Source organism: Gimesia benthica (assembly GCF_009720525.1).
GTDB classification, from domain to species: domain Bacteria; phylum Planctomycetota; class Planctomycetia; order Planctomycetales; family Planctomycetaceae; genus Gimesia; species Gimesia benthica.
In genome coordinates this window covers 6,445,271-6,469,522 of record NZ_CP043930.1, presented here as the reverse complement: position 1 = coordinate 6,469,522, position 24,252 = coordinate 6,445,271, and the positions used below count along the sequence as shown (strand labels likewise).

The window sequence follows — 24,252 nt, the reverse complement described above, 5'->3', positions numbered from 1 at the left end:
GTTGTCCTTTCATTCAGAATACAGATTGCGAAACATCCAGAATTCCTGCCTGCTGAGGCATAAATCCTAGATAATTAAAGTCATAGCAACTCAAATTTATCAGTTCGAAATAGCCTGTCGGTTGCCCTTCTGCATCTAATAGTTCAGAGATGTCTTTTCCCAGCATGGTATGTATCGCGAATTGATTCAGGCCAACCGTATAACGCTGCAAGATTCGCAGCAGTTTCCGTTTTAGCATGGTGGTCGTTGTCTGGTCGAGGGACATCAGACAGGCTCTTAGTTGAGATAGTGCCTGGCGGGATTTTTCGTCGAAGGGAATAAATACAGAGGTTTGATAGTCGTCGATCAGGCGAAATCTTTTTGCAGCTTCACGATAGTAGAATTCCGGAGTGCCATCTTTGAGAGAGACGCGGAACTGGTCCAGGATGTTGTTTTTATCCCATTCTTGTTTGTGCGACCAATAGTTTAATCGGAAGTATTGATTGATCGCAGGGAGAGATAACCAGCCATGACTATGAAGTGGACTTTCTGCGTCGCGCATCATTGTTAGAGTCGTCTCAGCAGTTCGTTTGAGATAGCCACATAGTCGCGTCCAACCATCTCCCGTTGGTTCAAAGACATAGACGTCGGCTGAATCCTGTTTCCCTTCACGGTTACAACGACCGGCTGCTTGTGCAATACTGTCCAGACCAGCGATTGCTCTGAAAACGACAGGGAAATCGACATCGACGCCTGCTTCAATCAGTTGTGTACTGATTACACGACACGACTTTCCCTGAGCGAGCCTGCTTCTTATTTCGTCCAGTTTCTGGAATCGATGTACGGCACACAGATTCGTACTCAGGTGATAGAGTCCATTTGATGACCCCTGTTCTTTCAGATTTTCAAATAATCTGGCAGCATCTGGTTTGGAATTGACGATACAGAGAAAACTTTCATGTGTTATCAATTTATCCAGTAACGATTCTTGCGAAACGGGACCCAGTGACCGAACTTCGACCCGTTTCATTTGCTTCGACAGTGCATCCGGTGCCGGCATGATTTCTCTGACGTCTTTTAGACCAGTGTCAAACTGATCCCGATGCGTGATGGCTGGCTGGGTTGCCGTACATAAAATGATGGTGCAACCGTAATTCATAACCAGTTCCTGTAAGGCCTTGAGGCAGGGTTTCAAAAACTCTACCGGAAGTGTTTGTGCTTCATCAAGAATAATGACTGAATTGATCAATCGATGTAGTTTTCGACAACGTGATGGTTTGGCTGCGAATAACGACTCTAACAGTTGGACATTCGTCGTTACGATTAGAGGAGCATCCCAGTTTTCTGTTGCCAGTCGGGAGGCATACTTTTCCTGATCAGGATCGACATTTGAGTGGTGTTCCAGAACGAGATCTGTATCCAGCGTATCGAACAGATTTCGAAACACCCCGGCTGTCTGCTCTACAATACTAGTAAAAGGAATGGCATAAATAATTCGTTCTTTGTGATGGCATCGGCGATGCTTCAGCGCGAAAGCCAAACTGGAGAGAGTTTTTCCACCACCTGTCGGAACAGTTAATGAAAAGAAACCAGGGGCTTCTTTCGCTTTTTCCAGGCATGAATTCAAAATGTTTTGACGGATTTCTGAGACTTTGGAACGTGATTGAATACTTTTACTTGCTAAATCCTGATGCAACGCTTCTTCCATCGCTGTCCAAATCGCATTATCCAGAAGGACTGGCCGATAATTTGTGCGATCGGGAGACATGAACTCTTCCGTTGCCAGGTAATCACTGTCCACCAGACAGGAGAATAACATGCGATTCCAGAACGCAAGCTGAAAGGGGAAACCAGAATTTGACTTCATGATTTGAGGCATGGCAGGAGGCTGCATCTGATGTATCTGCTGAGGGATCTCTTCCAATGAAATTAGAGTCGATGTATCACTGAGACGTGCAGAGAGCGAAGATGCTCTACCCGGTTCTGCATTTTCGTCTGCATAATCAGGCAAACCGGCGTGGTGCCCCATAATGCAATACGCAAGCAAATAAGCCAGTGGCTTTTCATTTGGTGATGGGAAGCTTTGGATGGCATGCTGAGCACCAAAACTGGAATGGTTCACACGACTGGTCTCTTCCAGATGTGAAAGGTAACCATTGGCTTGCAGCAGATAAGCCTGAAACCGGGAATCATATTTTCCCAGATCGTGCCAATATCCCAACAATCTGCCCCAATCAGTTGCATTAAGTTTTTTGAGAATTCCAGTGCATACTCTGTTACGAGTTCCAGATGTGCTTCTAATGGCTCCCATTCTTCAATAGGACGATCCTTCAGTGAATGGCCGAAATATTCAGTCATAGGAACGATCTCCCAAGGAATAAGAGTCGAGCATCAGATCCAGTTCCTCGCGAATCGTCTCCACCAGTTCCTCAGGTTCAAGTACACGGGCATGTCTTCCAAAACTGAGAAGCCAGGATCGAATTTCTTCAAATCCGGTCAATTGATATTCTGCAATCACCGAACCATCATTGTTGAAACTGAGATGTTGACTTGTATGAAATTTCTTTTCCTGCAAGATTCTTACTACAGGGGGAGAAAAGCGAATGCGAATGGTCTGGGGAGCACGTTCTTCAGCGAAGATACCAAATGAATGTTCCAGATATTTGGCGGGATGGAAATCTTTGGGCCTCTGAAAGGTCATCAGGTTCGGTTGCACATCCACTTCTGAAATCCGATCTACTTTAAAAGTCCGGATTGCTCCGTGATCCAGCGACCAGGCAATCAGATACAAAGCGCCTTTATGAAAAATCAGGGCGTAGGGATGGATGTCATACAAAGTGACTGGTTCAGTTGAACGGAGAGATTGATAAGTGATCACAGTCAATCGATGATCTTCAATCGCCAGCATCAACTGGTCAATCAGTTCAGCACGCTCGGCATAATTGACAATATGGTGATTTGTCAGATGGACTGCTGATGCCAGTTTTTCGAGAAAACGAACTGCAGGGTCACTGAGGGCTGATTTGATTTTCTGATAGGCGCTGTGAGATCCCTGCCAGAAGAGAGTGCCCGCCATCAGTTCCAGGAACTGTCTCCCCAGATATAGGGCTGCCGTCTCTTCCAGAGTAAACTGTAATTGGGCAATCCCCACATTTTCCGCAATTTTCCACTGCTTTTTACCATGAGCAGTGGTCACTTCTGATACGGGAAAGCCGACTGATTTCAGTACAAGAAGGTCGCGTGCAATCGTACGATTTGAGACTTCAGTTTCTTGAGCTAATTCCTGCAGCGTGACACCTTGTTTGCGATGAGAGAGGATCTGAAGCAACCTCCATTGACGCATCAGTTGAGCAGATTCAGCCATCTTGAGCCCTTACGTGGAATTGTGGACCAGGTTTCTATTAGACAGCAGTGTACTGGATAGTCTGGTCAGATCATGTCGCACGTAGCGAATGTTCATATCATGCTGGCGAAATGTGCAAAGAAAGTCAAGCGGATGCAAAGAGTTTTCAGCTTGGAAAAGGCTATACTTCAATAGGAATCTCAGCGTTTTGCATGTTGGCAGAGTTGAAGTGATTTTGCTTGAATTCCTATTCAACTCGATGAACCATTTGAAGGTGGGTAACAAAGTGTTCCCCATTCATCCTCTGATCCATTCTCAACATACACTTTTAAAAAAGTTGGCAGCAGGCAATTCAGCATCATACCACAATGCTTCAATGAAGTACGATTGAGTTTGCCACCGTGTGTTGCTGCACCGTGTATCAACTGGCATCGAATTAGGTATACGCGTTCCAGACTTCGTTCGAGTATTAAAGCCCACCGTTTTTCCAGGTACCAGGTGCGCGCATCAAATTTCGATTTGCGTGCTTGCTTTGCACGTTTGGGAGAAGGTTCTTTCCAGTAGTAATTACTCAGATACTCGTTAGATATTGAAACCCGCATTTCCCAGATGACCTTCCACACTTTGGCACGTAATTTGCGCCATACTCCTACAAAGCAGGGGTATTCTGCCAATTCATGCCATGCTGACAGGGGAACCCGATGGGTGACAGCCAAAACGAGGATTTGCGGGTTGGTTTTGACAGCCGCTTGAAGCTGAAGTTCTGCGGAAGTCAGGTCACCACCGATGCGGGACTGCTGGCCTACCGTGAACTGGATGAAGCGCTCGGTCTGACGGAAATGGGCGGAGATGTGCTGAGCGATTCACGCCAGGGCCGCAACAAGCAGCACCAACTTGTGCCGCTGTTACGTCAGTCGATCTACAGCCGACTGGCAGGCTACGAAGATGTCAACGACGCCGAGCGGTTGTGTGTGGCCCCGGCACTACGTCACGTGGTTGGTGGAAGGGCGACATTGCCAGAGAAGCAAGCGGCTTCGAGTAGCGAGGTGGACCGCTTCGAGACGCAGATACTCAGAACGCAGCGCAATCTCACGGCACTGATGAAGCTCTCCGGACGCTGGATCAACAACGTCCACCGGCGGCGACCGCTCAAAGAACTCATCTTGGATCTGGACAGCTCGGTCAGTGAGACCTACGGCCGACAACAGGGCACGGCTTACAACGGTCACTTTCCATGCTTCTGTTACCATTCGCTGTTTCTGTTCAACCAGCATGGCGATTTGGAAAGCGCCATGCTGCGGCGTGGCAACAAGGCCAGCGTGAAATACTGGCGAAGTGTACTGTTGCCGGTGATCGAACGGTATCGCCACTTGAGCATTCCGAAGTCTTTTCGCGGCGACGCGGCGTTTGCCATTCCAGCGTTATATCGTGTGCTGGAGAAAGCAGGCTATCGTTACGCCGTTCGCCTCAAAGCCAACGCCGTATTGGAGCGGGAAATCTCACATTTGCTCACCCGTCCGGTCGGACGACCTTCCCACAAGCCCTAAGTCTGTTATCACAGCTTCCAATATCAAGCGAAATCATGGCAGCGAGCGCGTCGCGTGGTGGCCAAAGTTGAGTGGCACGCAGGCGAACTGTTCCCGCGTGTTGGATTCATCGTGACCAACTTGAGCCGACACTCGAAGAATGTCGTGAAGTTCTACAACGGTCGCGGTACGGCCGAGCAGTGGATTAAGGAAAGCAAGAACGCCGTCGGATGGACGAAGCTCTCCTGCCGTACATTCAAAGACAATCAGGCGCGGCTGCAACTGTTCGCCTTAGCTTATAACCTCGGCAACTTCCTGCGGCGGCTGGCCTTGCCCAAGCCTATACAGAACTGGTCGCTGACGACGCTGCGGGAGAAGCTGGTCAAGGTTGGGGCCAAGGTAACCCGGCAGCCAAGTACGTATTCTTTCAACTGGCCGAAGTGGCTGTGCCACGGAGATTGTTCGCCGCGATTCTTGATCGGATTGCACGACTGGCAATTCCGCCGCCGGTCACGCATGACGTGAAGCGGAAGTATATCAAATAGCGAAAAACGGGGGTCATCACAGAGAAAGTCTGCGCAGAAACCGTGTTGACTACTGAAAGATGATTCGCTCGGCCGCGATTCCCGGATCTCAACAAAAGAGGGACAACAAAAGTGGTGAAAACTCACTTCGTTTTAGACACGGGGGACCGCAGTGGTTACAATCAAAGAAAATCCATGCTTGGAGCGGTTTCAGGCTGATCCATATGGGAAATCTCGGTTTATATAATAGTTTTCCGAAAACCGTATCTGATGTGTTAAACATGCGCACTTCTGGCCACCTAATCTGTGTACTATTCTGTTTTGTTCTGTTTGTGCCGCAGGCATTGATCGCGAACGGTGAGGATAGGGATGAGCGTGCGCGGTTGCAAGTAATTGCTGAACTTTACAAACATAATGTGATGTCTTTTACGACAGGCAGATATGTGTTTGAATTCTCATATCGGTCGGCGGCGACTGAAGAGGACGCGTTGCATGGCATCTGGAATGACTCAGTAATACCGGCGACCGCTAAATACTCATTATATTTGGACGATCAAAAGTTCGCGCTAAAGATGGATGTTGAGAATGGAGAGACATTAGAAAGGTTAGAGAGTGAGAATGTCATCCTGTCTCCTTTCCAAGCTTTGGGGAACAGTCAATATGCACTTGACTGGGATGGTTTGGTAAATATCGTAGATGTTCACTCTCCTAAGAATTATCGACTGAGTATTCGCCATCATCCATTTAATCTTGCAGACGATGCTCAAGGAGGAGATCCAGCAACTTTCATTGAAAATGCCATACGAAATAAGTATCAAGGCTACAAATATGAAGTCGATGATGCAATAGGACCAGAAGGTCAAGAAGTGATTGTGGTCAAGCTCACAGGAAAAGTCTCAAGCTTGGAGACACACTATTACATTGATCCTAATCAAGGCTATCTGCCCGTATTAACGGAATTCTACAGCAAATCAAGCGGAAAATATAAAGGAAAAACACAAGTCCTTGAAATAAGAAATCATTCTGGAGCGTATTACCCTATACATGCTATTAAAATGAAGTGGAGGACGCCATCTGACAGACAACATTACGTCGATGTTCGCGAAATGAAAGTTGTCGAGTTTGACCCGTCTTACAAACCTCTAGCCGAAGAACTTTCGATTCGGTTACCGAGAACTGCCCAGTTCTCGGATGGAATTAAGCCGAACACGGCCAAAAGCCTCTATCGCAGCCAGGAGAAGAAGTTCGTCGAAGTCAACGCCAACGAGATTGAGGGGATCTATCAGGAACTGACGGCCCTGGCTGAAAAACGTGTGCAGATTGAAGCCGACATCAAAGCCCGCGGTGATATCGAAACCGAACGAACTGAATCAAAACTGCCACTATTATTGACCATTAACGCCGTGGTACTCTGTTTGATCATCGGCCTGTACGTGATCAAGAAAAAACGTGGTTCGAACTCCTAAGGAATTTGCCCCGGAACTGAATGTTGATGCCGTCTGCTAATACTCGCATCACGAATTTTAGTCACAACGAGAGTCCTCCCTTGCCACTCAACAAAGCACCACAGGTACGCGGCCGAATGTTGTTGACGGGAGTTCTGCTGATCCACCTCGGTCCGCGAGATATTTTTTGCGGCCCGTTTAGTGGCTGTGTTGTTTTCATTGCTGGGCGCAATTGCGACCTACAAACTTGCCAATCGTTTATACGGCCCGACTCGGGATTGGTCGCGATGGTGATCTGGTGCTTCAGTCTATAAAGCTCTGATCAGCCTGAAGACTCCATCACTGCGCGCACGAGTGGGTCGTTGGCATCAAGACTCCAATAGACTTTTGACATCCAATTATTATTGTGAATGTCAGGCTTAGAAATAAAAGTCCACCATTCTCCCGGTTGCTGTGCGAGACAACTCCAAAGAAGCATTCCCCAAATCGACGCTGTAGCGTAGCTCGGCATATATGAGAATTCACGGTGAAATGTATTCTCGAGTGAAATAAAAACCTTTGTTTGATTTTGCTCTATAAATGATAAATCCATCCCCAAAATGTGGCATATTAAATAGGATTATATGCAGCGTGTTAGCATTCAGGTGGAGCGGTTTTCGAGGTCTCAACATGCGGCATATGAATTATTGGACTGAACCTCAGGGGCGATTTCAACTATGGGGAATAATGCCTCGTGGAGAAATCGGCGTTTTGTTTTCTCCGTGATACCGGGAAGAAATCTCGGACGGGCAGGTTCTCATTTTGAGGCTCATGGGGTGTCGCTGACCTCCCAGAGTACGGAAGCGGACACAGACTGCAAATGGAGCAGGAATTCGTGCCTACCGGGAGATCAGGCGCGGCTTGGCAAGCATCAGGTCCACCAGCTGATTCGGCAGCGTAAACACCACATGAAAGTAGGGCATTCAACTGTGGACAAATTACATTTGGGGCAAGGATGCACTGAAACTGGTGCGGGAGAAGTAGTTAACTTGAGGTGGGGCGGGGGAGCGGAGTGACGATAGTTAACTTGAGTGCAAGCTCATCTCATCACTATCCAGTCCGGTAGCCCCTTCTTCATCTCCCTGGTCGCTTGTTTGGGGTCGAATGCGTTGGGCTCAAACGGACCGCCCCATTCCATGAACTCTTCGTGACGTTCATGTTTCGAGTCGGCCAGAGCCTCCAGGAAGTCCACATAGCCCCAAACTCCGCCAATGTCTTCAGGAGGGCAGGCTTGTTCTCCTTCCAGACAGAATGGGTACTTCTTGTTCTTCTCCAGCGGAGGCTGCCCCTCAAATAAGACTTCATGTTTCCAGCCATCTCCAAAGTCGTACTCGTATTTGAAGGAAAACCGCTTGTCAGTCCTGGGGAGGATTTGATTGAGTATCGTGGCTGTCGAGTCAAAGCAAACAAAATCACCGAAACCATCGTCCAGGAGATCAGGGTTACCGTACCGTTCCCCCTTAATCTCGAACTGGTACAGGTGCATGTTGTCCCAGCCCATTGCGGTCTGGATGTGTTCGTGCAGTATATCGAGAGTGCATTCCTGAACCTGATTCCGCCTCCTGATCTGGGGTTCAATTCCTAGCTGTGTGATCTTGAACTGGTAGAGAAGATCCTAGTTTGCCTTCCGCCTGGACTCCGCCTCCATATTCTCCTGTTGTTCAGCCTTCGCCATGATTCCCTCTTCGAGCTGATCCCTCAAGCGGCCAGCAATCAGCAGCAGTGCACCTGTTTTTTTAGCCCCGGTATCCGGCAGGCCCACCGCCAGAGACATTGTCATGCTGGTAACTTCCGCCACAGTGAGAGGATTTTCCTTCATCAGCTTATTCTTGATGGTCTTCGACAGGCTGGGAATCAGGAGCAAGACATCTCGCTGTTCCGGTTCCAGTCAGAAAGTTTCGAGCGGTTTTGTTTTGATGCGAAGTTGTTCGGCAGTCACAAGTGTCGCCCCTGCAAAATTAGCGATCTGTACTGCCTGATCGGAAATCATCCTTATCTTGTGTGCATTCTCAATGTTCAAAATCTGCGGAGGCTCTTCATCAATATACGTGTCGAGCAAGCGCTGAATCTTTTTGAGCACGGCATCGAGTTTCTTTTGCTTCTTCCTGTCTTTGCAGTTGTTGAACTCGGCAGAGAAGTAGCTGCCAAAGTCGTAGAGGTCGTCGAGGGTCATCATCACCGGTTTGCCGAATGATCTGCTCGTAATCCTGGTCGAGGTACAGCAGATCATCAAGAATCAACTTCTGCTCGGCTGTGGTCAGTTTGAGTGGCATTTTCTCGCCGGGTTGAATCTATTTTTCGTTAGGCATAATGGCTTCCTTGTGGTTGTCGAAGCTCCATTCTACCAGCTTCAAACAGCTACCGCTAGAATCTAGCAGCGCATTATCAGTTAACGATCCCCGCGCCTTACCATCGGCGGCAATCCAGGCTTGCTTGTTTTTTTGGTTTGTTAAAGCGTGGACCACGATGGTAAAGGCGACCACGGGCTCACGCACAAGCGTCAGTACTTCATTCTCAGATAACGCTCCATGTTTCAACTGGCAGATGCCCCGTTCTCTGAGCCTTGTTTCCGTATCGCCTTTAAATATCTAAATTTTAGCTCAAAACGTGTCAAGATAAATAGGAAAGATATTAGCTATCGAGCACGAGAATAATACATATTATTGTCGAAAACAAAAGAGATTACAGTAGATGAAAAGGTCAGTGATGATCTCTTCAACTGGTTCAGAAAAATGTATGTTCCAAGAACTGATTCCGTCTTTTATCAAAAGTTACATTTAATGAAAGGAGCACAATGCTATCGAGAAAAGAAATCATGTTAATCAGAGCTGCCCTGCAGTTCTGGTGCGAAGAAATGGATCTCGAAGATGCAAATCTGTTCGAGGTCTATGCTAGCAGTCCCCAGATAGAGCCGACATGGGGTCAGGAAGACATCCAGCGGTTGCGTCAGCAGTTACTGGCAGCGCGACTGCGATATGCTGTGTGCCAGCATGATGCGGCCAGCGTAAAGACTCCCCAGCTGTTTAACACTCCTGAAGCCGCCAGTCAGGAAAAAACTGACGACTCTGACCGACTGGGAGTGGTCCTGGTTGCTGAACCAGAGGTCTAAACTCCCTCAAACCCTCTCCAGCAGTTCTGCCAGGCTGATTTCGAGAGTATCGGCGATCCGCTCGATATTCCGTAAGGAAAGATTTCGTTCCCTCCGCTCGCTCCCGCCGACGTAGGTCCGGTCCAGCTCACACGCGTAAGCATAATTCTCCTGAGAGTAACCTTGCTTCCCCAATGTCGGATTGATGTTTCTTTTCTAAAAGAAGGCCAGTCAAAAACATGGTTCTGGAAACATGATTCCTGGATGAAGGGAGAAATAAAGCACTTTTCTACACCAGAGGGAGGTCTGGATTTCGATCCAGACAGGATCGACTTCGAGATCTCTTTTCCCCACACAAATTACAAATATAAAACGACACTCAACGTCGATACGGAATCTGGTAAATGAATTCCCCTTCAAAATTTCATTCAATCGCTCAGACAACCTTTAATATGGTCTCTTGAACATAAAGGGCCACGAAAACGTGATCCATTTCAGTTTTAGGTGGGTTAAGTTCCAGCTACAGAACTTGAAATCTTTTGAGAAAGTCACTTCTGCATAGTGGCTTCACACACTGTATCTAAATTTTGGCTCGAAACGTGTCATGATTAATAGGTGCGCAGCTTAGCTATTGTCACTTACCGTCACCCGTAATTCAAAAACATAATCAGTTAAAACGCCTCGCATTACTTTGGAATGCGGGGCGTTTTGCTTTTCACACAGTTCCCCTTATTAGAAAGAAAGGAGCATTGCTTGGAATACATGGTTTTAACGTTCGTCTCTGTCGCCCTGTTGCTGTCCGTCATCGCTTTTATCAAGGAACGACGGTTGCGCCTGGCGCTACAGGGAATTCTCAGACACCTGATTCAACGCTGGAGGGCAAATGGAAAAACGGACGCTTCGCATCACACTGACGCTGATCCTGCTGACAAGCATCGGCTGTAATTCAAACGAAAACAGCCGTGTTGCCGAACTGGCCACTCAGCAACTGAAACGTCAGGCGGATCAAAACCGTCGGATGTCGGAACTGCAGCAGGAAGTCGCCTCGGGTTCACGCGAACTGGTGGAAGCAGACGCCAACGCCAGACAGGAAATGGTCACTCTGCAGCGCGAGATGCAAACCGAGCGAAACGAGATCGGTCACCAGCGGGATCAGCTGGAGGCAGAACGCCGCGAAATCGTCGACAGCAGAAACCGAGATCCGATCATTGCGGCTGCGATCACCAGGGTGGCGTTTGTCGTGGTCAGTCTGCTGCCCCTGTTGATTTGCTGGCTGTTACTGCAGCAGAAGGTTGAACCAGCGGACAAATATGAGATCACAGAATTACTGCTGGAGGATCTGGACTCAGCAGAACCACGTCTGATGCCATCTGCCACATCAAAGCCAGACAAACGCCGATTAACGGATTTACCCCACTCACCTGATACCCCACCTACAGAAGAGGAAAACTGATATGTCACACATTGTCACGATTCGAACGGAGGTCCGCGACACCGAAGCGCTGGGCCTAGCCTGCCGTCGACTCGAACTGGGAGAACCCATTCACGAAACCGTTCCCCTGTTTAGCGGGGAAGCCACCGGATACACAGTTCGTCTACCAGACTGGCGGTATCCTGTCGTGTTTGACGTGGAGCAGGGGCAGGTTCGATTCGATAACTTTGAAGGACGCTGGGGAGAACCGGCTCAGCTCAATCGACTACTGCAATTTTACGGGGTGGAAAAATGCCGTCTGGAGGCACGCCGGAAGGGACATTCTGTCCTGGAAAACCAGTTGAGCGACGGTTCCATTAAACTCACCATTCAGATCGGAGCAGACCATTGAAAACCATCGACATCATTTTTTCTACCGACGGTCAGTCCCGCATCGAAACCCGCGGCTTTACCGGCTCCCGGTGCAAAGACGCCAGCCGGTTTCTGGAAGCGGCACTGGGAAAGGTCTCTTCAGAACAGCTGACCTCCGAGTACCACCAGAGTGTCCAGCATCAACCCAACCATTTAACACAGGAGAATTAACTTTCGCAAATCAACACATGCAGGTCTTGCCGGACCCGATTCCCGAAGATCCTCAGCCGGTACGTATTCTGGTCGTCGTTGAAGGGGCACACGATATTGAATTTCTGACCCGCATCTCGACGCTCCTGCATTCGGCACATCCCACACTCCCTGACCTGGCCGCCATGGAACGCGACCAGGAACTCATTTTCCTGCCTATCGGCGGCCATCCCCGGGCCTGGCTCAGGCGGCTGGCTCCGCTCCAACTGTCAGAATTCCATCTCTATGACGGAGAAATGTCCCCTGAGAGGGAACAACGGATAGAGTTTGTTGCTCAGATCAATCAACGAATCCGTTGTCATGCTGTGCTGACACGGAAACGGAGCCTGGAAAATTACCTGCATCCCCGTGCCATTCAGGCCGTTGCCAACATCACTCTCGGATTCGGAGACCATGATTGTGTGGCCTCGGATGTCGCGCGGCGGATATTCGACAGCCGGCATGCTGACTATAGCTGGAAACAACTGACTCGTCGAATCCGGGTCCGGCTCAGGAATCGAGCAAAGCACTGGCTCAATACCAGTGCCGTCGAGTCAATGACAATTCCCCTGCTGCAGGAACGTGATCCGGACGGGGAAATCATTTCCTGGCTGGAGACGATCGGCCAACTGGCGGAAACCGCTTAAGCACATTTCTCACCTTCTTTTTTTCAAACCATCAAGGAAACTTCTATGTTACTATCCGAACGACTGACTGAGAACATACGCGCCTGCTTTACTGGTATCTGGATTCAGAGTCACGAACACGACGAGGCGTTGCTGGAAATGTCCCGGCTCTGCCACAGTGAAGACTGGCGGTTACTCTCCTGGGACATTGACCGGGGACTGCAGGGAACGGAACTTGTCGATAACGGCAACACATCGCTCCCCGATCCTCTGGCTGCCATTCACAGTCTGAGTAGTCAGGCCGATCCGGGTCGCCCCACGCTGCTGGTCCTCAAGAATTTCCATCGGTTCATCAACTCCCCCGAAATCATTCAGGCGCTGACACAACAGATCAATCTGGGAAAACAGGCACGGACATATATTGTTGTTCTTTCCAGCCTGGTCCAGATCCCGACAGAACTGGAAAAACTGTTCGTCTGCCTGGAACATGATCTTCCTGATCGGGGTCAGCTGCTAGAAATCGCCCGCAGTATCGCCACAGAAGCGGGAGAATTGCCGGAGGGACCTGAGTTGGAGCGTGTCCTGGACGCTGCCTCGGGCCTGACTCGTTATGAAGCGGAAGGGGCTTTCAGTCTCTCCCTGGTACGCCATGGCCGAATCGAAGCCTCGGTCGTACTGGAACTGAAATCCCAGACGTTGCTAAAAAGCGGCCTGTTATCGTTGCACCAGGGGTTAGAATCGTTTACTGGTCTGGGCGGTCTGGAAGCCCTCAAAGCCTTCTGTCTGCGTGCGCTCCGTCCCCGAACCCAGGATGCGACACCTGTTCGTCCCAGAGGCGTGTTGTTACTGGGAGTTCCGGGAACCGGTAAAAGCGCGTTTGCCAAAGCACTCGGCAGGGAAACGGGACGTCCCACGCTGACACTCGACGTCGGGGCTCTGATGGGCGCGCTGGTCGGGCAAACAGAGGAGCGAACTCGACGAGCCCTCCGGATCGTCGATGCCATGCAGCCCGCCATCCTGTTCATCGATGAAGTCGAAAAAGGGCTGAGTGGCTCTGCCTCTTCCGGACAGTCTGACAGCGGTGTCTCCACCCGCATGCTGGGAACACTGCTGGGCTGGCTCAACGACCATACTTCAGACGTGTTTGTAGTTTGCACTGCAAACGATATTTCGAAACTACCGCCGGAGTTTGTGCGGGCTGAACGCTTTGATGCGCTGTTCTTTCTGGATTTACCTGGTGATGAACAGAAGCAGGCTATCTGGCGTCTGTACCGTGATCTGTTTGGGCTTACGTCCGATCAACGTTTGCCAGACGACCGGCACTGGACCGGTTCGGAAATCCGGGCCTGCTGTCGACTGGCGGCACTACTTGATGTGCCCTTAGTTCAAGCCGCGGAAAACGTGGTCCCTGTGGCCGTCACGGCCGCCGAATCAGTGGCGCGTCTCAGACGTTGGGCCAGCAAACGCTGTCTGTCTGCCGAACTGTCAGGCGTTTTTAGCAATGACGAGCGATCCGGTTCGCGTTCGCGTCGGAATCTTTCACGCGATCCTCACAGAAACTAAACCACACTCTATTTAAGGAGCTAATATGACCATGACTGCTATCGAAGAAGTAAATACCCGCACCGATCCCATCGATCGGCTGCGATCAACGATGTGTGCCACGCGTATCAGTTTTGAATGGTTCGGCACACGCAAGTCACTGACACGCGATCAGAAGACCCAGGCTGCAGAATCGTTTGGTGCGGAAGGGACCTTCCTGAGTGCGGGCAAGAAACTGCTGGATACAGGACATCCCCGTTTCCGAGCCGTGAATGCGGTCCGTCAGCGGGTGCGCTCGTACTGGACTTCAATCAGCCTGCCTTTTCCGGAATCAGGGATACGGTTACTGCGCCAGGATGCCCTGAATTCTTTTCAGGAGCAGATGCGCCAGTTCACGGAAGAGCTCAACGAGGCTGTCTCACAGTTGGATGAACAATATCTGTCCCTGAAGTCAGCGGCCCGGGAGCGTCTGGGAAGCCTCTTCAATGACGACGATTATCCCATGACACTGATCGGTCTGTTCGAAGTTTCCTGGGACTTTCCCAGCGTCGAACCGCCTGATTACCTCAGGCAACTCAACCCGGAACTCTACGAGCAGGAATGCCAGCGGGTGCAGTCGCGGTTTGAAGAGGCAGTCAGGCTGGCCGAAGATGCCTTTCTGGGAGAACTGTCACAGCTGGTGTCGCATCTGACGGATCGTTTGAGTGGTCAGGCTGATGGGCGTCCCAAAGTCTTTCGGGATTCCGCCATCGGCAACCTGCACGAGTTCTTTGAGCGTTTCCGTTCCTTGAATGTGCGCTCCAACGAGCAGCTGGATGTGCTGGTAGCGCAGTGTCAGGGGATTGTGCAGGGCATCCAGCCCCAGGAATTGCGAAAACGAGACACACTCCGGCAACAGGTAGCCTCTGAGCTGTCGGGAGTTCAGGCAGCCCTGGATGGTCTGTTGATCGACCGCCCGCGTCGTCAGATTATCCGAACCCCCAAGTGAGGTAATCAACATGCAACTTTTAATCTCGCCACAGGGAACGGTGCACTGCGTTTACTCGGAAGCCATTGACCTGGCAACCCTCGGTCGACTGGCCATCTCACGTGGTTCGTATGTCGAACCGGATGCAGCCGGTCAGTGGCTGGTGGATCTGTCCCCTGTCGACGGTCCCAAACTGGGACCATTCGTGCAGCGGAGTGCTGCCCTGAAAGCCGAAATGGACTGGCTGGAGCAGCACTGGCTTTCCCCCAGCCTCGGGTAATTGGATTTTCACAACGGTACGCCCCGGTCTTGCAGAATCGTCTCTGCATGGCTGGGGCTTTTTTTGTTAAACATTTTCGTATTAAAGGAGACAACTGATGAAACAGGCAGAATTGAATCGGGCCGTTGCCCTGGCAACCGGCGAAAGCATGTCAACCGTGAAACGTCTGGGCTTTTTATTAGCGGAGCCCGATGAAACGGTTGATCCAGATTCCGAAACGTCGGGACCCTATGTAATTGACTGGGATGAACTGGAAGCCAATCGACTGAATTCTGAGCGACAAGGGGCACGCCATGAACCAGTGGTGGCCTGATCTTCAAACGAGCGAATGCTGTCGAACTGTCCCAGAGGACCTCAGTGCACGATCGAATTCGCAATCAGCCCTGCGACAAACGCTGCACTCTGGTCGCATCAAGGGACGACGGGGTGTGAAAGGTAATACACGCCGCAGGAAACGACGTCGCAAACGATGGCCGCTCACATAAACAATCAATGTGTGTTCTTAACAAAATTTAATCAAAAACAGAAAGCCTTTTATGAAACTTTTATTGATCAACAACGATGGCGGCGGATTCGCTGATTATATCGATGTCCCCGCAGGAACCACGGTGGCACAACTCTTTGAACAGAAGATGGGAGATGCGGCAGCCCGCGATTACCTGATTCGCGTGAATCGCCAGCCCTGTCCTCCGGACCAGCAGTTGCAGGACGGGGACCGGATTTCCATAACGCCGACGAAGATTGAAGGGGCGATAAGTTAGTTGTCCCTGAAGTTAAGTGTTTCGTCTTTGGCAGGTTGTCGGGATCACGGTTCCGGCAGCCTGTTTTTATTTTATGGGAGAACGTGAATTATGAAACATCCAAGAAAACGACTCTGGCGAACTGCCAGTCGAATCCATCACTGCCTGGTATCTGAAGACCCCCGTCATTATATGAAATGCCATTCCAGGCATGGTGGTACTGTGATCGATTGATACGGAAACGCCAACAAGCACAACGCAGAGGCTGGGATTCGGCTGCATCAAAACTGGAACGAGAACTGAAATCAGGTGTAACCCAGTTGATCCAGCAACTGACCACTTTACATGGTGAATTGTCGTCTGATGCATCTCGGCAGCAGAATTCCTCTGTCCGAGAACTCTATGCAGAACTACTGGCAATAGAAGAAGAATTCGGAGAGCTGCAACTGGATCTCCGTGAACAAAGCATTTCCGTCAGCACTGAACCAATTGAACTGGAAGGCGTCTATCTGGGACCATTTGAGATTCATCTCAATTATGCAAATCTGAAAATGGATAACGGGGCCCCGTATCGGGTGATCGCCAAGGACCCCCATCCGGCGTTTACCAATGACTGTGTCACACATCCACACGTTCAGTCGGATGTGGTTTGTGAAGGAGACGGACGGCATGTCATACGCCGGTCGCTGGAACAGGGACGGCTGTTTGATTTTTTCACGATGGTGGCCAGCCTGTTACGAACTTATAACTCCGACAGCCCCTATGTGGCGCTCAGTGACTGGGACAGCGTTGAATGTACCGAGTGCGCTGATGTGATCGCAGCCAACCAGCAGACACGCTGTGACAACTGTGAAATCACACTTTGCACGGGGTGTGCCAAGGACTGTTTGGACTGCGATTGTCCATTTTGCCATGAGTGTTTGTCGTATTGCGATAGCTGTCACGGCCAGTGCTGTTCGTCCTGTCTGCAACAGTGCGTACAGTGTCGTGCCGACTGTTGCCAACGCTGTTTACTTGAAAATGAAAGGTGCTCTGATTGTGATGCAGAAGAACTCGAAGAAACGAATGAAGAATTACCGGAAAACCCTGACTCAGCAGCAATCCCGGTTACCGCAACTGCGGTTCAGCCCGACTGCCTGGGCGAAACTGTTGTACCTGCGTGATTATGGAAACACCGAAGTCGGAGGCTTCGGGATTACTACTGAGGACGATCTGCTACTGGTACAGGACCTGCAGCTTGTGGAGCAGACCTGCTCGTTAGCCCATGTGACCTTCGACGATGCGGCGGTGGCCAATTTCTTTGACGATCAAGTGGATGCCGGTCTGCGTCCTGAGCAGTTTGGTCGAATCTGGATTCATACGCATCCGGGAAATTGCCCCTTGCCGAGTCAAACTGATGAAGAAACTTTTGATCGCGTCTTTGGACGATCCGACTGGGCCGTGATGTTTATCCTGGCGCGGACAGGGCGAACATATGCCCGGTTGAAATTTAATGTGGGTCCCACGGCCGAATACGAGATTTCAGTGAAACGGGATTACTCTCAAACATTTGCCGGATGCGATCCAGAACGTTGGGATGATGAATATTTAACGCACGTGCATCCGCAACAGAATCGTCGCCTGTTCCAGTCTGAGTTTGAACGGGCCGCAGACTTTGACTGGGAAGAGGACTGGCTCTTTGCTGAATACGAATTGAAAGGAGAACAGATTTGATTACATTAAATGTGACTACGAATCGTTTCCAGAGACAGAGTGACCTGATCCCGGCGGAACGGCTTTCTCAGCTGACGGCGACTGTTATTGGAGTGGGAGCCATTGGTCGTCAGGTGGCCTTGCAACTGGCAGCAATCGGGACACCGCGGATTCAGCTGATTGACTTTGATCGTGTGGAGTCTACTAATATCACGACTCAGGGATACCGGGGCCAGGATCTAGGGCAGGCCAAAGTGGACGCGACAGCCAGATCCATTCAGGAGCTTGATGAATCAATTCAGGTAACGGTGACTCCTGATCGTTATCGTGCTACTTTACCTGTGGGAGAGGCTGTCTTCTGTTGTGTGGATTCCATCTCTGCGCGAGCGGCGATCTGGCGTTCTGCATCCTCTCACTGCCAGCTATTTGTAGATGGCCGTATGCTGGGTGAAGTGATTCGTGTTCTCTCAGTGGCTGCCCACAACGCCGACAATCACTATGAGTCGACTTTGTTCCACCAGTCCGAAGCCCAAACTGGTCGCTGCACAGCACAAAGTACAATCTACACCGCTAACATCGCTGCAGGCTTAATGCTGCACCAGTTCACACGCTGGCTACGCATGTTACCCCTGGATCGGAACATCACCGTCAGCCTGCTCGCAAGCGAGTTGATCCTGGGGCCTGATCCATCTCCGGAAATGTAGAACGTACTGAAGCTTCAGCCGCTGATTTCAGTTCTGCTTTGCGTTTTGTTACCGCAGCTATAATTGGCTGGAACTGTCGTTGACTGGCTTCCAGGTAACGTTCCCGTAACTGGTCGAGATGGGTGTAATTGGTAATTGCTGCCTTGCTGACAGCATGTCCCATCAAGTACTTCCGATAATATTCTGGCATCCCGGCATTCATCATGGCCGTGCTGAATAGATGACGGAAATCTTTGAGAGTTGCCTTGGCTGGCCAGGATAGCTGGCCAGCCAGGCGATGAAACTCATTCTCAATATGGTCGTATTTAATCCCACCTGCGTCGTGGAGCAACTGATCCCGTATCTGCATTCCTTGCTCTGCAGTGAGATTTGCAGTCTTCTGACAACGGCGCGAATATTCTTTTGTTAACTGCTCCAGCGATTGATCCAATAAAGGCGGCTGTTCAGAACCTTCAAAAACAGCACGACGCCGAATCAACAATCCTGTTTCTGTATTTTCAGAGCCACCCTCCAGAATCGCCCGGATCGGTTCCAGCAAAGGTAACCTCTTATCACGCCTGCCTTTTGTCGTATAACTGATTTGAGGTAGGCAAATCACCTTTAACCATCCATCTGAAGTCAGGTTTTCTCGGAAAAGAAAGCACGGTTCCGAAGCCCTCAGACCATAAAAAATCAATAACACAAACAGGTGAAGTTGGTAGCTGTCGCACTTTTTCAAAAAATCAACCACCATCAGAATTGTAATGTCGGGCTCTCCGAACAGATCAGGGGCAACCGAAGCCGACTGACGAACTTTTCCCTGAAAGGGATTTCGGAAGCCTGATGGCATCAGATTTCCACGATCCGGGTCGGCCGCCCAGATATACATCCCCCGGACCACATCCAGTACGTAATCAGCCGAGGACATTGTCTGCTTCTGCGTGTTGGGATGCCCATTGGAAGAAACCTGCAAATTCTTTAAGTATGTTTGAAACTGTAAAACCAAATCACGATTGACATTAGTGATAGATGGGTATGCCGTCGTTATCAGTGGTTGTTGAATAAAAGTATGATAATGTTCCAGAGCTGAAGCGTATCGTCTGACTGTTTTCGGAGCGATTTCACCGGCATCGGCTCGACGTTGTAAGTGACTTTGATAGAGGTCCAGAAGACTCTGGTGCTTCAGTTTCCCTCTCCCCAGACCAGATGAGCGGAAGTGTTTGAGGCGTTCCTCAATTTCCCGGGCGCGAAAGATAGCGGTCACCAGATCACCGTCGACCCGTTCTGTGAGGTTTTTCTTTGCAGCAGGGTCCCAGAACTGAAGCCGAAAGTAGTCGTTTTGTCTATAAATGCGTACCTTTTGAGGTGGATCGATCCCGTCCGGGAATTTCTCGATACGAATCCAGCGATGCTTGGTTTTATATTTCTCACACCAGGTCGAACTTTTCGTATCAGCTTCTACCTGTTTCTGGGAAAAGTCTTCTGGTTGGATGTCGTCTTTTTTACGAACCATCATACGTGTCTTTAAACTGCCCTTGAATTTTGATATTGAACAGGTTTCTTCCAATGAAACCCATCAGTCGGGATCAGCTTAAAAATTGGCGTTCACAACTCGCTTACAAAACGCCATAATATTTGTAAGAGTTTGGAAACAGATTAAACATATTTAAAGATCAGCCTGGGGAGTATTACAACAATACTATGGACTCTTGGAAACTGGCAGTACGTAGATATCAGGATATACTTCCGGACGCGGATATACCTAGGTTTAACTTTCCCAGGGAAAAACTTCTGGCCTGGCTCAGGAATGACGCCTGTCCTGCTGTTGAAGAATATAGCCAACGTCTAAGGTTTCAAGAATATGCAAACTGGCCACTGATTGCGTTGAATCCCGGAGCAGACACACCGGAACGTCAACTGATCGATTCGCTGGAACAGGGCATCCTGAAATGTGCTAAAACCTTATCACAGTTAAGAAAGGAAGAACTGGTTGGTAAAAACCTGGAGGACCAGAATCCTTCCCGAGACTACGTTAGCGAAGAGACTGTCGAGATAACTGCTGGAGGGACGACTTCTTTGAAAAGAATAATTGGTAAATCCAATGATTTAGAAATTGTCTTGTCCCAAGTTGAATATCTGTCTCAAATCAGCGACTTACCCTTAGTAAACAGCTCAGATTATTTTGGCCCAGTACAGGAATTCTCTAAGGATGTTGATGGAAAAAAGTCCAACGTGGTGGACTTATAATTGCATTTAATTATGAGTTGGATCCTGTGGGAAATTATATCGTCCGCTGTTTACTGGAACGGACCCGGCAATGGTATGAACTTTTGTTTAAAGCAAGAGGCATGATTAAAAAAGCCATCAAAGCAACAGGACGCCCCTATCAACAATTAGTCGATCAACTTGAAAACGAGTGGAAGAAACTGGATGCCGACTGGTCGGAATGTCAACATCTGTTAAAAAGCGGGAAAAAGAATCGTTTAATCAACTCAGCGATCATACTTACTCAAATCTACGCCGCTTTTGGACTGAAACCTGAACTGCGCTGGCTATCACTCCCTGATAAATTACTGAACCACGAAATTGATTCTATTAGAAACAGGCTGACTGCATTCCTGAATAAAGAAACAACAGACCGGATTGCCCATGCTTTGGGAGAGTTGAAAGATCTATACGGGAAAGATGAACAGCGGACTGATGCCGTAGAAGAAGCAATCGCGACCGGCGGTTTAGTGTTAATTACTACCGAGGGAAAAGCATACTGGGAAAAGAGAGTCATCCTAAATGGGATGAAGGGGAAATTATGGGAGTTATTGCTCTTGTTAGGCCAAAATGCAAGAAGACATTCCTGCGTCGGAGAAATAGATTTATATCCTGATGCTGATGTGTCTGGTTCAGCGATGGGAACTGCCTGGAACCGATTAAAAAAACAACTTCCTGTCACACTCTGGAAAATGGTGCAAAAAGGCAGGGAGAGCAAGACCTATATTCTCAAATTGGATTCATCCCAAATACACATTTTTTGAGAAGTAGTAAACTTGTTTTAAATTAAAAAACACATTTGGCATCAATAGTATCGATTCTCAAAGACATTCGAGTTCATATTATAAAATCCTGCCTTATTCGTCCCGCAGTGCCATGTAACCAATTGATTTACTATCGAAATAGCCACTGATGGAGACAGCCAGAATACGCCTGGTGCCGATATTTACCGTGCGCATCTCTTCTTTTCGATCCCTTCAAGTCTCTTACAGAGATCTTTTGCTATGCCGCTTATTCTTTGTAGCGAGCGACTCAACTGCTCAATTTGAATGTTGTTAATCTGGCATTTATCTCGCTATCTACACGGATTCAGTGTGATTTTCTATCCTCTCAGAAAAGATTCATTTTCTGTATCTGACTCCAAACTCTTACAAAAATATCGCAGCTTTGTAAGAGGTTTGTGAACACAAGATTCTACATTTTGAATCTGGAGAGGCACTCCAGATTCTTTTCTTTGCAAGGAGAAGACATGAGTGACTCTATTTACAAACCGACCAACCATAATGCTGATCTACTTTCAACTCCAGAAAAGCTGGACAGAGTGGCAAACCTGGTCGCTGAAGGAGAGTTTCCTTTTCCGACTGGTCTTTCACCTGACCAGCAGGTCCTATTAGCGACAGAGGTAAGAAAAAGACGACATCAGAGGTTAGTCAAATTTATCGCCAGATCAATTGCCAGAGATTTATGGCAAAAGATCGAACAACATAATCAAAAGGGAAAAGATTATGATTAGATCACAGTATGACTTCAGGAAATCAATCAACTACATTCGCTACGGTCGTATGAGCGACCCTAACCAGAACCCTTCAAGTCCAGATCAGCAATTTACTACTATCGATCTTGCATTGGGAAGATGTGGATACAACCATTGGAATCATCTGGCAGATTATCGTGACGATGGTATTTCAGGGCGGTTGCTCAGAAAACGGCTTGGTTACCAGAAAATGCTTTTTGATATCAAATCAGGCGTTATCAGTCCTGATGTCATCCTGGTTGATGATATTGACCGATTTGGAAGAGTGGACGACCTGAAAGAGATCCGTCGTGATTTGTATAACAAATATGGGGTGTTGATCCTGGATGCAAAATCCTATTTTGGAGATCCCAACACTCCTCAAGGACGTATTTACAATTCTATGGAAGAAATACGCGCCGTCGAAGAAGGAAAAACAAAAGCTCATCGTGTTTTCAGAGGTAAACGGGATGCAATTTCGCAAGGTCGCTGGTCAGGTGGTAAACCCCCATTTGGTTATCAACTCGAAACCCGTCAAGAAGACGCCAATGGTCATTCTCACTCTTACAGTATTATCGTTCCTGATCCTGAAACGGCAAGGACCATAGTATTACTATTCCGGAAGGCTGATGAGACCGGTTGGGGACAAGACCGCTTATGCAAATTTCTCAATAATCATGAGGAAGTGTCAGAGCATCAAAAACCGTTTCATGGTTCCACTGTAGGTTCATGGCTTGATAATGAAATTTACATTGGAAAAATGGTTTGGCCCAAGGTCACAACAGACATCATCAGTGATTGTCGAGTCATTGAAAAGATCCCTGTCGAAGAACAGCTGTGTATCGATGACTATTGCACGCCAATTGTGGAACACGATGTATTTGATCGAGTTAGGCGAATAAGAAAAGCTCGGGGACAGTTACGGAAAGCTGCACTGGCTGAAACCACACCGCAATCGGACAAGCAAATCAAAGCGCCTGCTCCCGGTATGACACTTAGTTATTTATTGACAGGTCTGGTTCGCTGTGGTCATTGCAACAGGTCTATGGTTCCGAATAGTGGAGGACGATATGTCACGAAGGATAATGAAATACGCAAATATACGTCTTACGCTTGCCCAGGGCATAAGGCCGGGATCTGTTCCAACAAGAAAACGATTCCGGAGAAGTGGCTTCGTCAAATGGTAGTAGATGCCATCAAGAGCCGTCTGTTTCCATCATCCTGATGATCTTTGATTCTGGCTACGATGGGATGGTTATACCATCGTAGCTTCTTTTTTTGAAATGATTCTTGTATTAAGGAGAATCGCAATGAATATCGATAGTTTAATCAATTCACAATGGTACCCAGTAATTAAACATGAAATTCAACAAGAGCTCGAAAATATGTTCAAGAATGATTCGGGCCGTGTGGATTCTCTGTTACACGAGCTTGAGCGCATATCTAATCAGAAAAAAGGTTGGAGAATTTCTTTAGCCGATCCCAACCTTCCACAATCTATTCGTGACGAAATTCATTTGGATTATCAGCGGGCAGAAAGTAGAGAGAGTGATATTCAGATACAAATTGAACGGCGACAGAAACGAGAGGAGTACATGGCAGAGTTGCTCAATCCTGATCTTGTTGTCGAAAGCCTGAACCGTTTAGACGAAGTGTTGGCTGGTGAAAATGCCACTCGGGGTAATTTGGAATTATCACTACACATTGACCGGATAGAATGTTTCAGAGATGGACATGTTAAAATGAAGATGTGTCGACTGGGATCTCTTCCACAATGCCTAGAATTTATGAAGTATAATTCCATTGATTCAGAAGGCGGAGGGGACTCAGCTACTATCGACCGGCAGGAACATCAGGCAACCCCTCGACGCCGCGCGAAACTACGGGTAGAGTCAATCGGCCCCGAAGGCAAGGAACTGGATACAGCGGCGGCATTTGCCGCAGATCCTGAACGTTTTCAGGTTTAGG

Annotated in this window: 28 protein-coding genes and 1 pseudogene; 21 read left to right on the top strand and 8 right to left on the bottom strand. The window is 48.8% G+C overall.

Going from position 1 to position 24,252, the window contains the following annotated elements; translation table 11 throughout:
- Nucleotides 1–13: 13 nt before the first annotated feature.
- Nucleotides 14–2,290, bottom strand: a complete 2,277-nt coding sequence (gene cas3, locus F1728_RS25195; RefSeq protein WP_155366339.1) for a CRISPR-associated helicase Cas3' — start codon at nucleotides 2,288–2,290, stop codon at nucleotides 14–16.
- A gap of 39 nt (nucleotides 2,291–2,329) precedes the next feature.
- A complete protein-coding gene (locus F1728_RS25190; protein WP_155366338.1) occupies nucleotides 2,330–3,343 on the bottom strand; it encodes a helix-turn-helix transcriptional regulator in 1,014 nt (337 codons plus the stop codon).
- Between the two features lie 680 nt (nucleotides 3,344–4,023).
- On the opposite strand from F1728_RS25190, the pseudogene F1728_RS25185 reads away from it, so the two are divergent.
- Both F1728_RS25185 and F1728_RS25180 read left to right on the top strand, forming a co-directional pair.
- Nucleotides 4,024–5,393: pseudogene (locus tag F1728_RS25185) on the top strand (IS1380 family transposase).
- Nucleotides 5,394–5,452: 59 nt separating this feature from the next.
- On the top strand, nucleotides 5,453–6,838 hold the full coding sequence (locus F1728_RS25180) for a hypothetical protein (RefSeq protein WP_155366337.1): 1,386 nt from the start codon (nucleotides 5,453–5,455) through the stop codon (nucleotides 6,836–6,838).
- Between the two features lie 1,057 nt (nucleotides 6,839–7,895).
- Here F1728_RS25180 and F1728_RS25175 read toward each other — a convergent pair.
- The 4 genes from F1728_RS25175 to F1728_RS25160 all read right to left on the bottom strand — a co-directional run bounded on the left by F1728_RS25175 (nucleotide 7,896) and on the right by F1728_RS25160 (nucleotide 9,393).
- Complete coding sequence (locus tag F1728_RS25175) at nucleotides 7,896–8,450, bottom strand: plasmid pRiA4b ORF-3 family protein (protein WP_155366336.1); 555 nt, start codon at nucleotides 8,448–8,450, stop codon at nucleotides 7,896–7,898.
- A 21-nt stretch (nucleotides 8,451–8,471) separates the two neighbouring features.
- Nucleotides 8,472–8,720 carry a hypothetical protein gene (locus F1728_RS25170; RefSeq protein WP_155366335.1) on the bottom strand — a complete coding sequence of 83 codons (249 nt, stop codon included), beginning with the start codon at nucleotides 8,718–8,720 and terminating at the stop codon, nucleotides 8,472–8,474.
- Nucleotides 8,721–8,744: 24 nt separating this feature from the next.
- Nucleotides 8,745–9,032 (bottom strand): hypothetical protein, encoded by a 288-nt coding sequence (locus tag F1728_RS25165; RefSeq protein ID WP_155366334.1) that lies wholly within the window; start codon nucleotides 9,030–9,032, stop codon nucleotides 8,745–8,747.
- 115 nt (nucleotides 9,033–9,147) lie between these two features.
- Nucleotides 9,148–9,393, bottom strand: a complete 246-nt coding sequence (locus F1728_RS25160; RefSeq protein ID WP_155366333.1) for a hypothetical protein — start codon at nucleotides 9,391–9,393, stop codon at nucleotides 9,148–9,150.
- Between the two features lie 278 nt (nucleotides 9,394–9,671).
- Between F1728_RS25160 and F1728_RS25155 the strand changes: the two genes are divergently transcribed.
- A complete protein-coding gene (locus F1728_RS25155; RefSeq protein ID WP_155366332.1) occupies nucleotides 9,672–9,965 on the top strand; it encodes a hypothetical protein in 294 nt (97 codons plus the stop codon).
- 6 nt (nucleotides 9,966–9,971) lie between these two features.
- Here F1728_RS25155 and F1728_RS25150 read toward each other — a convergent pair whose 3' ends face one another.
- Nucleotides 9,972–10,139, bottom strand: coding sequence for a helix-turn-helix domain-containing protein (locus tag F1728_RS25150; RefSeq protein ID WP_228030344.1), 168 nt, complete (start codon nucleotides 10,137–10,139; stop codon nucleotides 9,972–9,974).
- A gap of 558 nt (nucleotides 10,140–10,697) precedes the next feature.
- Here F1728_RS25150 and F1728_RS31380 point away from each other — a divergent pair.
- From F1728_RS31380 to F1728_RS25090, 13 genes are all read left to right on the top strand, one after another.
- Complete coding sequence (locus tag F1728_RS31380) at nucleotides 10,698–10,889, top strand: hypothetical protein (RefSeq protein ID WP_194242518.1); 192 nt, start codon at nucleotides 10,698–10,700, stop codon at nucleotides 10,887–10,889.
- Nucleotides 10,828–11,397 (top strand): hypothetical protein, encoded by a 570-nt coding sequence (locus F1728_RS25145; protein WP_155366331.1) that lies wholly within the window; start codon nucleotides 10,828–10,830, stop codon nucleotides 11,395–11,397. The genes F1728_RS31380 and F1728_RS25145 overlap by 62 nt, the downstream gene beginning before the upstream one ends.
- Nucleotide 11,398: 1 nt before the next feature.
- The gene (locus F1728_RS25140; protein WP_155366330.1) at nucleotides 11,399–11,767 is read left to right on the top strand and encodes a DUF1257 domain-containing protein; all 369 of its coding nucleotides are present in this window, start codon (nucleotides 11,399–11,401) and stop codon (nucleotides 11,765–11,767) included.
- Nucleotides 11,764–11,958, top strand: coding sequence for a DUF2997 domain-containing protein (locus F1728_RS25135; protein ID WP_155366329.1), 195 nt, complete (start codon nucleotides 11,764–11,766; stop codon nucleotides 11,956–11,958). The genes F1728_RS25140 and F1728_RS25135 overlap by 4 nt, the downstream gene beginning before the upstream one ends.
- A 17-nt stretch (nucleotides 11,959–11,975) precedes the next feature.
- The gene (locus F1728_RS25130; RefSeq protein ID WP_228030343.1) at nucleotides 11,976–12,623 is read left to right on the top strand and encodes a hypothetical protein; all 648 of its coding nucleotides are present in this window, start codon (nucleotides 11,976–11,978) and stop codon (nucleotides 12,621–12,623) included.
- Nucleotides 12,624–12,668: 45 nt separating this feature from the next.
- A complete protein-coding gene (locus tag F1728_RS25125; RefSeq protein ID WP_155366328.1) occupies nucleotides 12,669–14,165 on the top strand; it encodes an AAA family ATPase in 1,497 nt (498 codons plus the stop codon).
- A gap of 25 nt (nucleotides 14,166–14,190) precedes the next feature.
- A complete protein-coding gene (locus F1728_RS25120) occupies nucleotides 14,191–15,132 on the top strand; it encodes a hypothetical protein (protein ID WP_155366327.1) in 942 nt (313 codons plus the stop codon).
- 10 nt (nucleotides 15,133–15,142) lie between these two features.
- On the top strand, nucleotides 15,143–15,391 hold the full coding sequence (locus F1728_RS25115; protein ID WP_155366326.1) for a hypothetical protein: 249 nt from the start codon (nucleotides 15,143–15,145) through the stop codon (nucleotides 15,389–15,391).
- Between the two features lie 97 nt (nucleotides 15,392–15,488).
- Nucleotides 15,489–15,704 carry a hypothetical protein gene (locus F1728_RS25110; RefSeq protein WP_155366325.1) on the top strand — a complete coding sequence of 72 codons (216 nt, stop codon included), beginning with the start codon at nucleotides 15,489–15,491 and terminating at the stop codon, nucleotides 15,702–15,704.
- A 223-nt stretch (nucleotides 15,705–15,927) separates the two neighbouring features.
- Nucleotides 15,928–16,152 (top strand): MoaD/ThiS family protein, encoded by a 225-nt coding sequence (locus F1728_RS25105; RefSeq protein ID WP_155366324.1) that lies wholly within the window; start codon nucleotides 15,928–15,930, stop codon nucleotides 16,150–16,152.
- Between the two features lie 299 nt (nucleotides 16,153–16,451).
- Nucleotides 16,452–17,294, top strand: a complete 843-nt coding sequence (locus F1728_RS25100) for a hypothetical protein (RefSeq protein WP_155366323.1) — start codon at nucleotides 16,452–16,454, stop codon at nucleotides 17,292–17,294.
- Nucleotides 17,281–17,844: a hypothetical protein gene (locus F1728_RS25095; protein ID WP_194242517.1), complete on the top strand. Its 564-nt coding sequence runs from the start codon at nucleotides 17,281–17,283 to the stop codon at nucleotides 17,842–17,844. Before F1728_RS25100 ends, F1728_RS25095 begins: the two co-directional genes overlap by 14 nt.
- The gene (locus tag F1728_RS25090; protein ID WP_228030342.1) at nucleotides 17,841–18,527 is read left to right on the top strand and encodes a ThiF family adenylyltransferase; all 687 of its coding nucleotides are present in this window, start codon (nucleotides 17,841–17,843) and stop codon (nucleotides 18,525–18,527) included. Before F1728_RS25095 ends, F1728_RS25090 begins: the two co-directional genes overlap by 4 nt.
- Here F1728_RS25090 and F1728_RS25085 read toward each other — a convergent pair.
- Nucleotides 18,472–20,022: a tyrosine-type recombinase/integrase gene (locus F1728_RS25085; protein ID WP_155366321.1), complete on the bottom strand. Its 1,551-nt coding sequence runs from the start codon at nucleotides 20,020–20,022 to the stop codon at nucleotides 18,472–18,474. The two genes, F1728_RS25090 and F1728_RS25085, sit on opposite strands and share 56 nt — an antisense overlap.
- Nucleotides 20,023–20,207: 185 nt before the next feature.
- Between F1728_RS25085 and F1728_RS25080 the strand changes: the two genes are divergently transcribed.
- The 5 genes from F1728_RS25080 to F1728_RS25060 all read left to right on the top strand — a co-directional run bounded on the left by F1728_RS25080 (nucleotide 20,208) and on the right by F1728_RS25060 (nucleotide 24,251).
- Nucleotides 20,208–20,753: a hypothetical protein gene (locus tag F1728_RS25080; RefSeq protein WP_155366320.1), complete on the top strand. Its 546-nt coding sequence runs from the start codon at nucleotides 20,208–20,210 to the stop codon at nucleotides 20,751–20,753.
- Nucleotides 20,754–20,854: 101 nt separating this feature from the next.
- Complete coding sequence (locus tag F1728_RS25075) at nucleotides 20,855–21,535, top strand: hypothetical protein (protein ID WP_155366319.1); 681 nt, start codon at nucleotides 20,855–20,857, stop codon at nucleotides 21,533–21,535.
- Nucleotides 21,536–22,020: 485 nt separating this feature from the next.
- Nucleotides 22,021–22,284, top strand: a complete 264-nt coding sequence (locus F1728_RS25070) for a hypothetical protein (protein ID WP_155366318.1) — start codon at nucleotides 22,021–22,023, stop codon at nucleotides 22,282–22,284.
- Complete coding sequence (locus F1728_RS25065) at nucleotides 22,277–23,509, top strand: recombinase family protein (protein WP_155366317.1); 1,233 nt, start codon at nucleotides 22,277–22,279, stop codon at nucleotides 23,507–23,509. The genes F1728_RS25070 and F1728_RS25065 overlap by 8 nt, the downstream gene beginning before the upstream one ends.
- An 85-nt stretch (nucleotides 23,510–23,594) precedes the next feature.
- On the top strand, nucleotides 23,595–24,251 hold the full coding sequence (locus tag F1728_RS25060) for a hypothetical protein (RefSeq protein ID WP_155366316.1): 657 nt from the start codon (nucleotides 23,595–23,597) through the stop codon (nucleotides 24,249–24,251).
- Nucleotide 24,252 lies beyond the last annotated feature (1 nt).

What these genes read in the sequence shown, in the direction of transcription:
- cas3 (WP_155366339.1), bottom strand. Translation starts at nt 2,290, where the DNA reads ATGGGAGCCATTAGAAGCACATCTGGAACTCGTAACAGAGTATGCACT.
- F1728_RS25190 (WP_155366338.1), bottom strand. Translation starts at nt 3,343, where the DNA reads ATGGCTGAATCTGCTCAACTGATGCGTCAATGGAGGTTGCTTCAGATC.
- F1728_RS25180 (WP_155366337.1), top strand. Translation starts at nt 5,453, where the DNA reads ATGATTCGCTCGGCCGCGATTCCCGGATCTCAACAAAAGAGGGACAAC.
- F1728_RS25165 (WP_155366334.1), bottom strand. Translation starts at nt 9,032, where the DNA reads ATGATGACCCTCGACGACCTCTACGACTTTGGCAGCTACTTCTCTGCC.
- F1728_RS25155 (WP_155366332.1), top strand. Translation starts at nt 9,672, where the DNA reads ATGTTAATCAGAGCTGCCCTGCAGTTCTGGTGCGAAGAAATGGATCTC.
- F1728_RS25145 (WP_155366331.1), top strand. Translation starts at nt 10,828, where the DNA reads ATGGAAAAACGGACGCTTCGCATCACACTGACGCTGATCCTGCTGACA.
- F1728_RS25140 (WP_155366330.1), top strand. Translation starts at nt 11,399, where the DNA reads ATGTCACACATTGTCACGATTCGAACGGAGGTCCGCGACACCGAAGCG.
- F1728_RS25130 (WP_228030343.1), top strand. Translation starts at nt 11,976, where the DNA reads ATGCAGGTCTTGCCGGACCCGATTCCCGAAGATCCTCAGCCGGTACGT.
- F1728_RS25125 (WP_155366328.1), top strand. Translation starts at nt 12,669, where the DNA reads ATGTTACTATCCGAACGACTGACTGAGAACATACGCGCCTGCTTTACT.
- F1728_RS25120 (WP_155366327.1), top strand. Translation starts at nt 14,191, where the DNA reads ATGACCATGACTGCTATCGAAGAAGTAAATACCCGCACCGATCCCATC.
- F1728_RS25115 (WP_155366326.1), top strand. Translation starts at nt 15,143, where the DNA reads ATGCAACTTTTAATCTCGCCACAGGGAACGGTGCACTGCGTTTACTCG.
- F1728_RS25110 (WP_155366325.1), top strand. Translation starts at nt 15,489, where the DNA reads ATGAAACAGGCAGAATTGAATCGGGCCGTTGCCCTGGCAACCGGCGAA.
- F1728_RS25105 (WP_155366324.1), top strand. Translation starts at nt 15,928, where the DNA reads ATGAAACTTTTATTGATCAACAACGATGGCGGCGGATTCGCTGATTAT.
- F1728_RS25085 (WP_155366321.1), bottom strand. Translation starts at nt 20,022, where the DNA reads ATGATGGTTCGTAAAAAAGACGACATCCAACCAGAAGACTTTTCCCAG.
- F1728_RS25080 (WP_155366320.1), top strand. Translation starts at nt 20,208, where the DNA reads ATGGACTCTTGGAAACTGGCAGTACGTAGATATCAGGATATACTTCCG.
- F1728_RS25075 (WP_155366319.1), top strand. Translation starts at nt 20,855, where the DNA reads ATGATTAAAAAAGCCATCAAAGCAACAGGACGCCCCTATCAACAATTA.
- F1728_RS25070 (WP_155366318.1), top strand. Translation starts at nt 22,021, where the DNA reads ATGAGTGACTCTATTTACAAACCGACCAACCATAATGCTGATCTACTT.
- F1728_RS25065 (WP_155366317.1), top strand. Translation starts at nt 22,277, where the DNA reads ATGATTAGATCACAGTATGACTTCAGGAAATCAATCAACTACATTCGC.
- F1728_RS25060 (WP_155366316.1), top strand. Translation starts at nt 23,595, where the DNA reads ATGAATATCGATAGTTTAATCAATTCACAATGGTACCCAGTAATTAAA.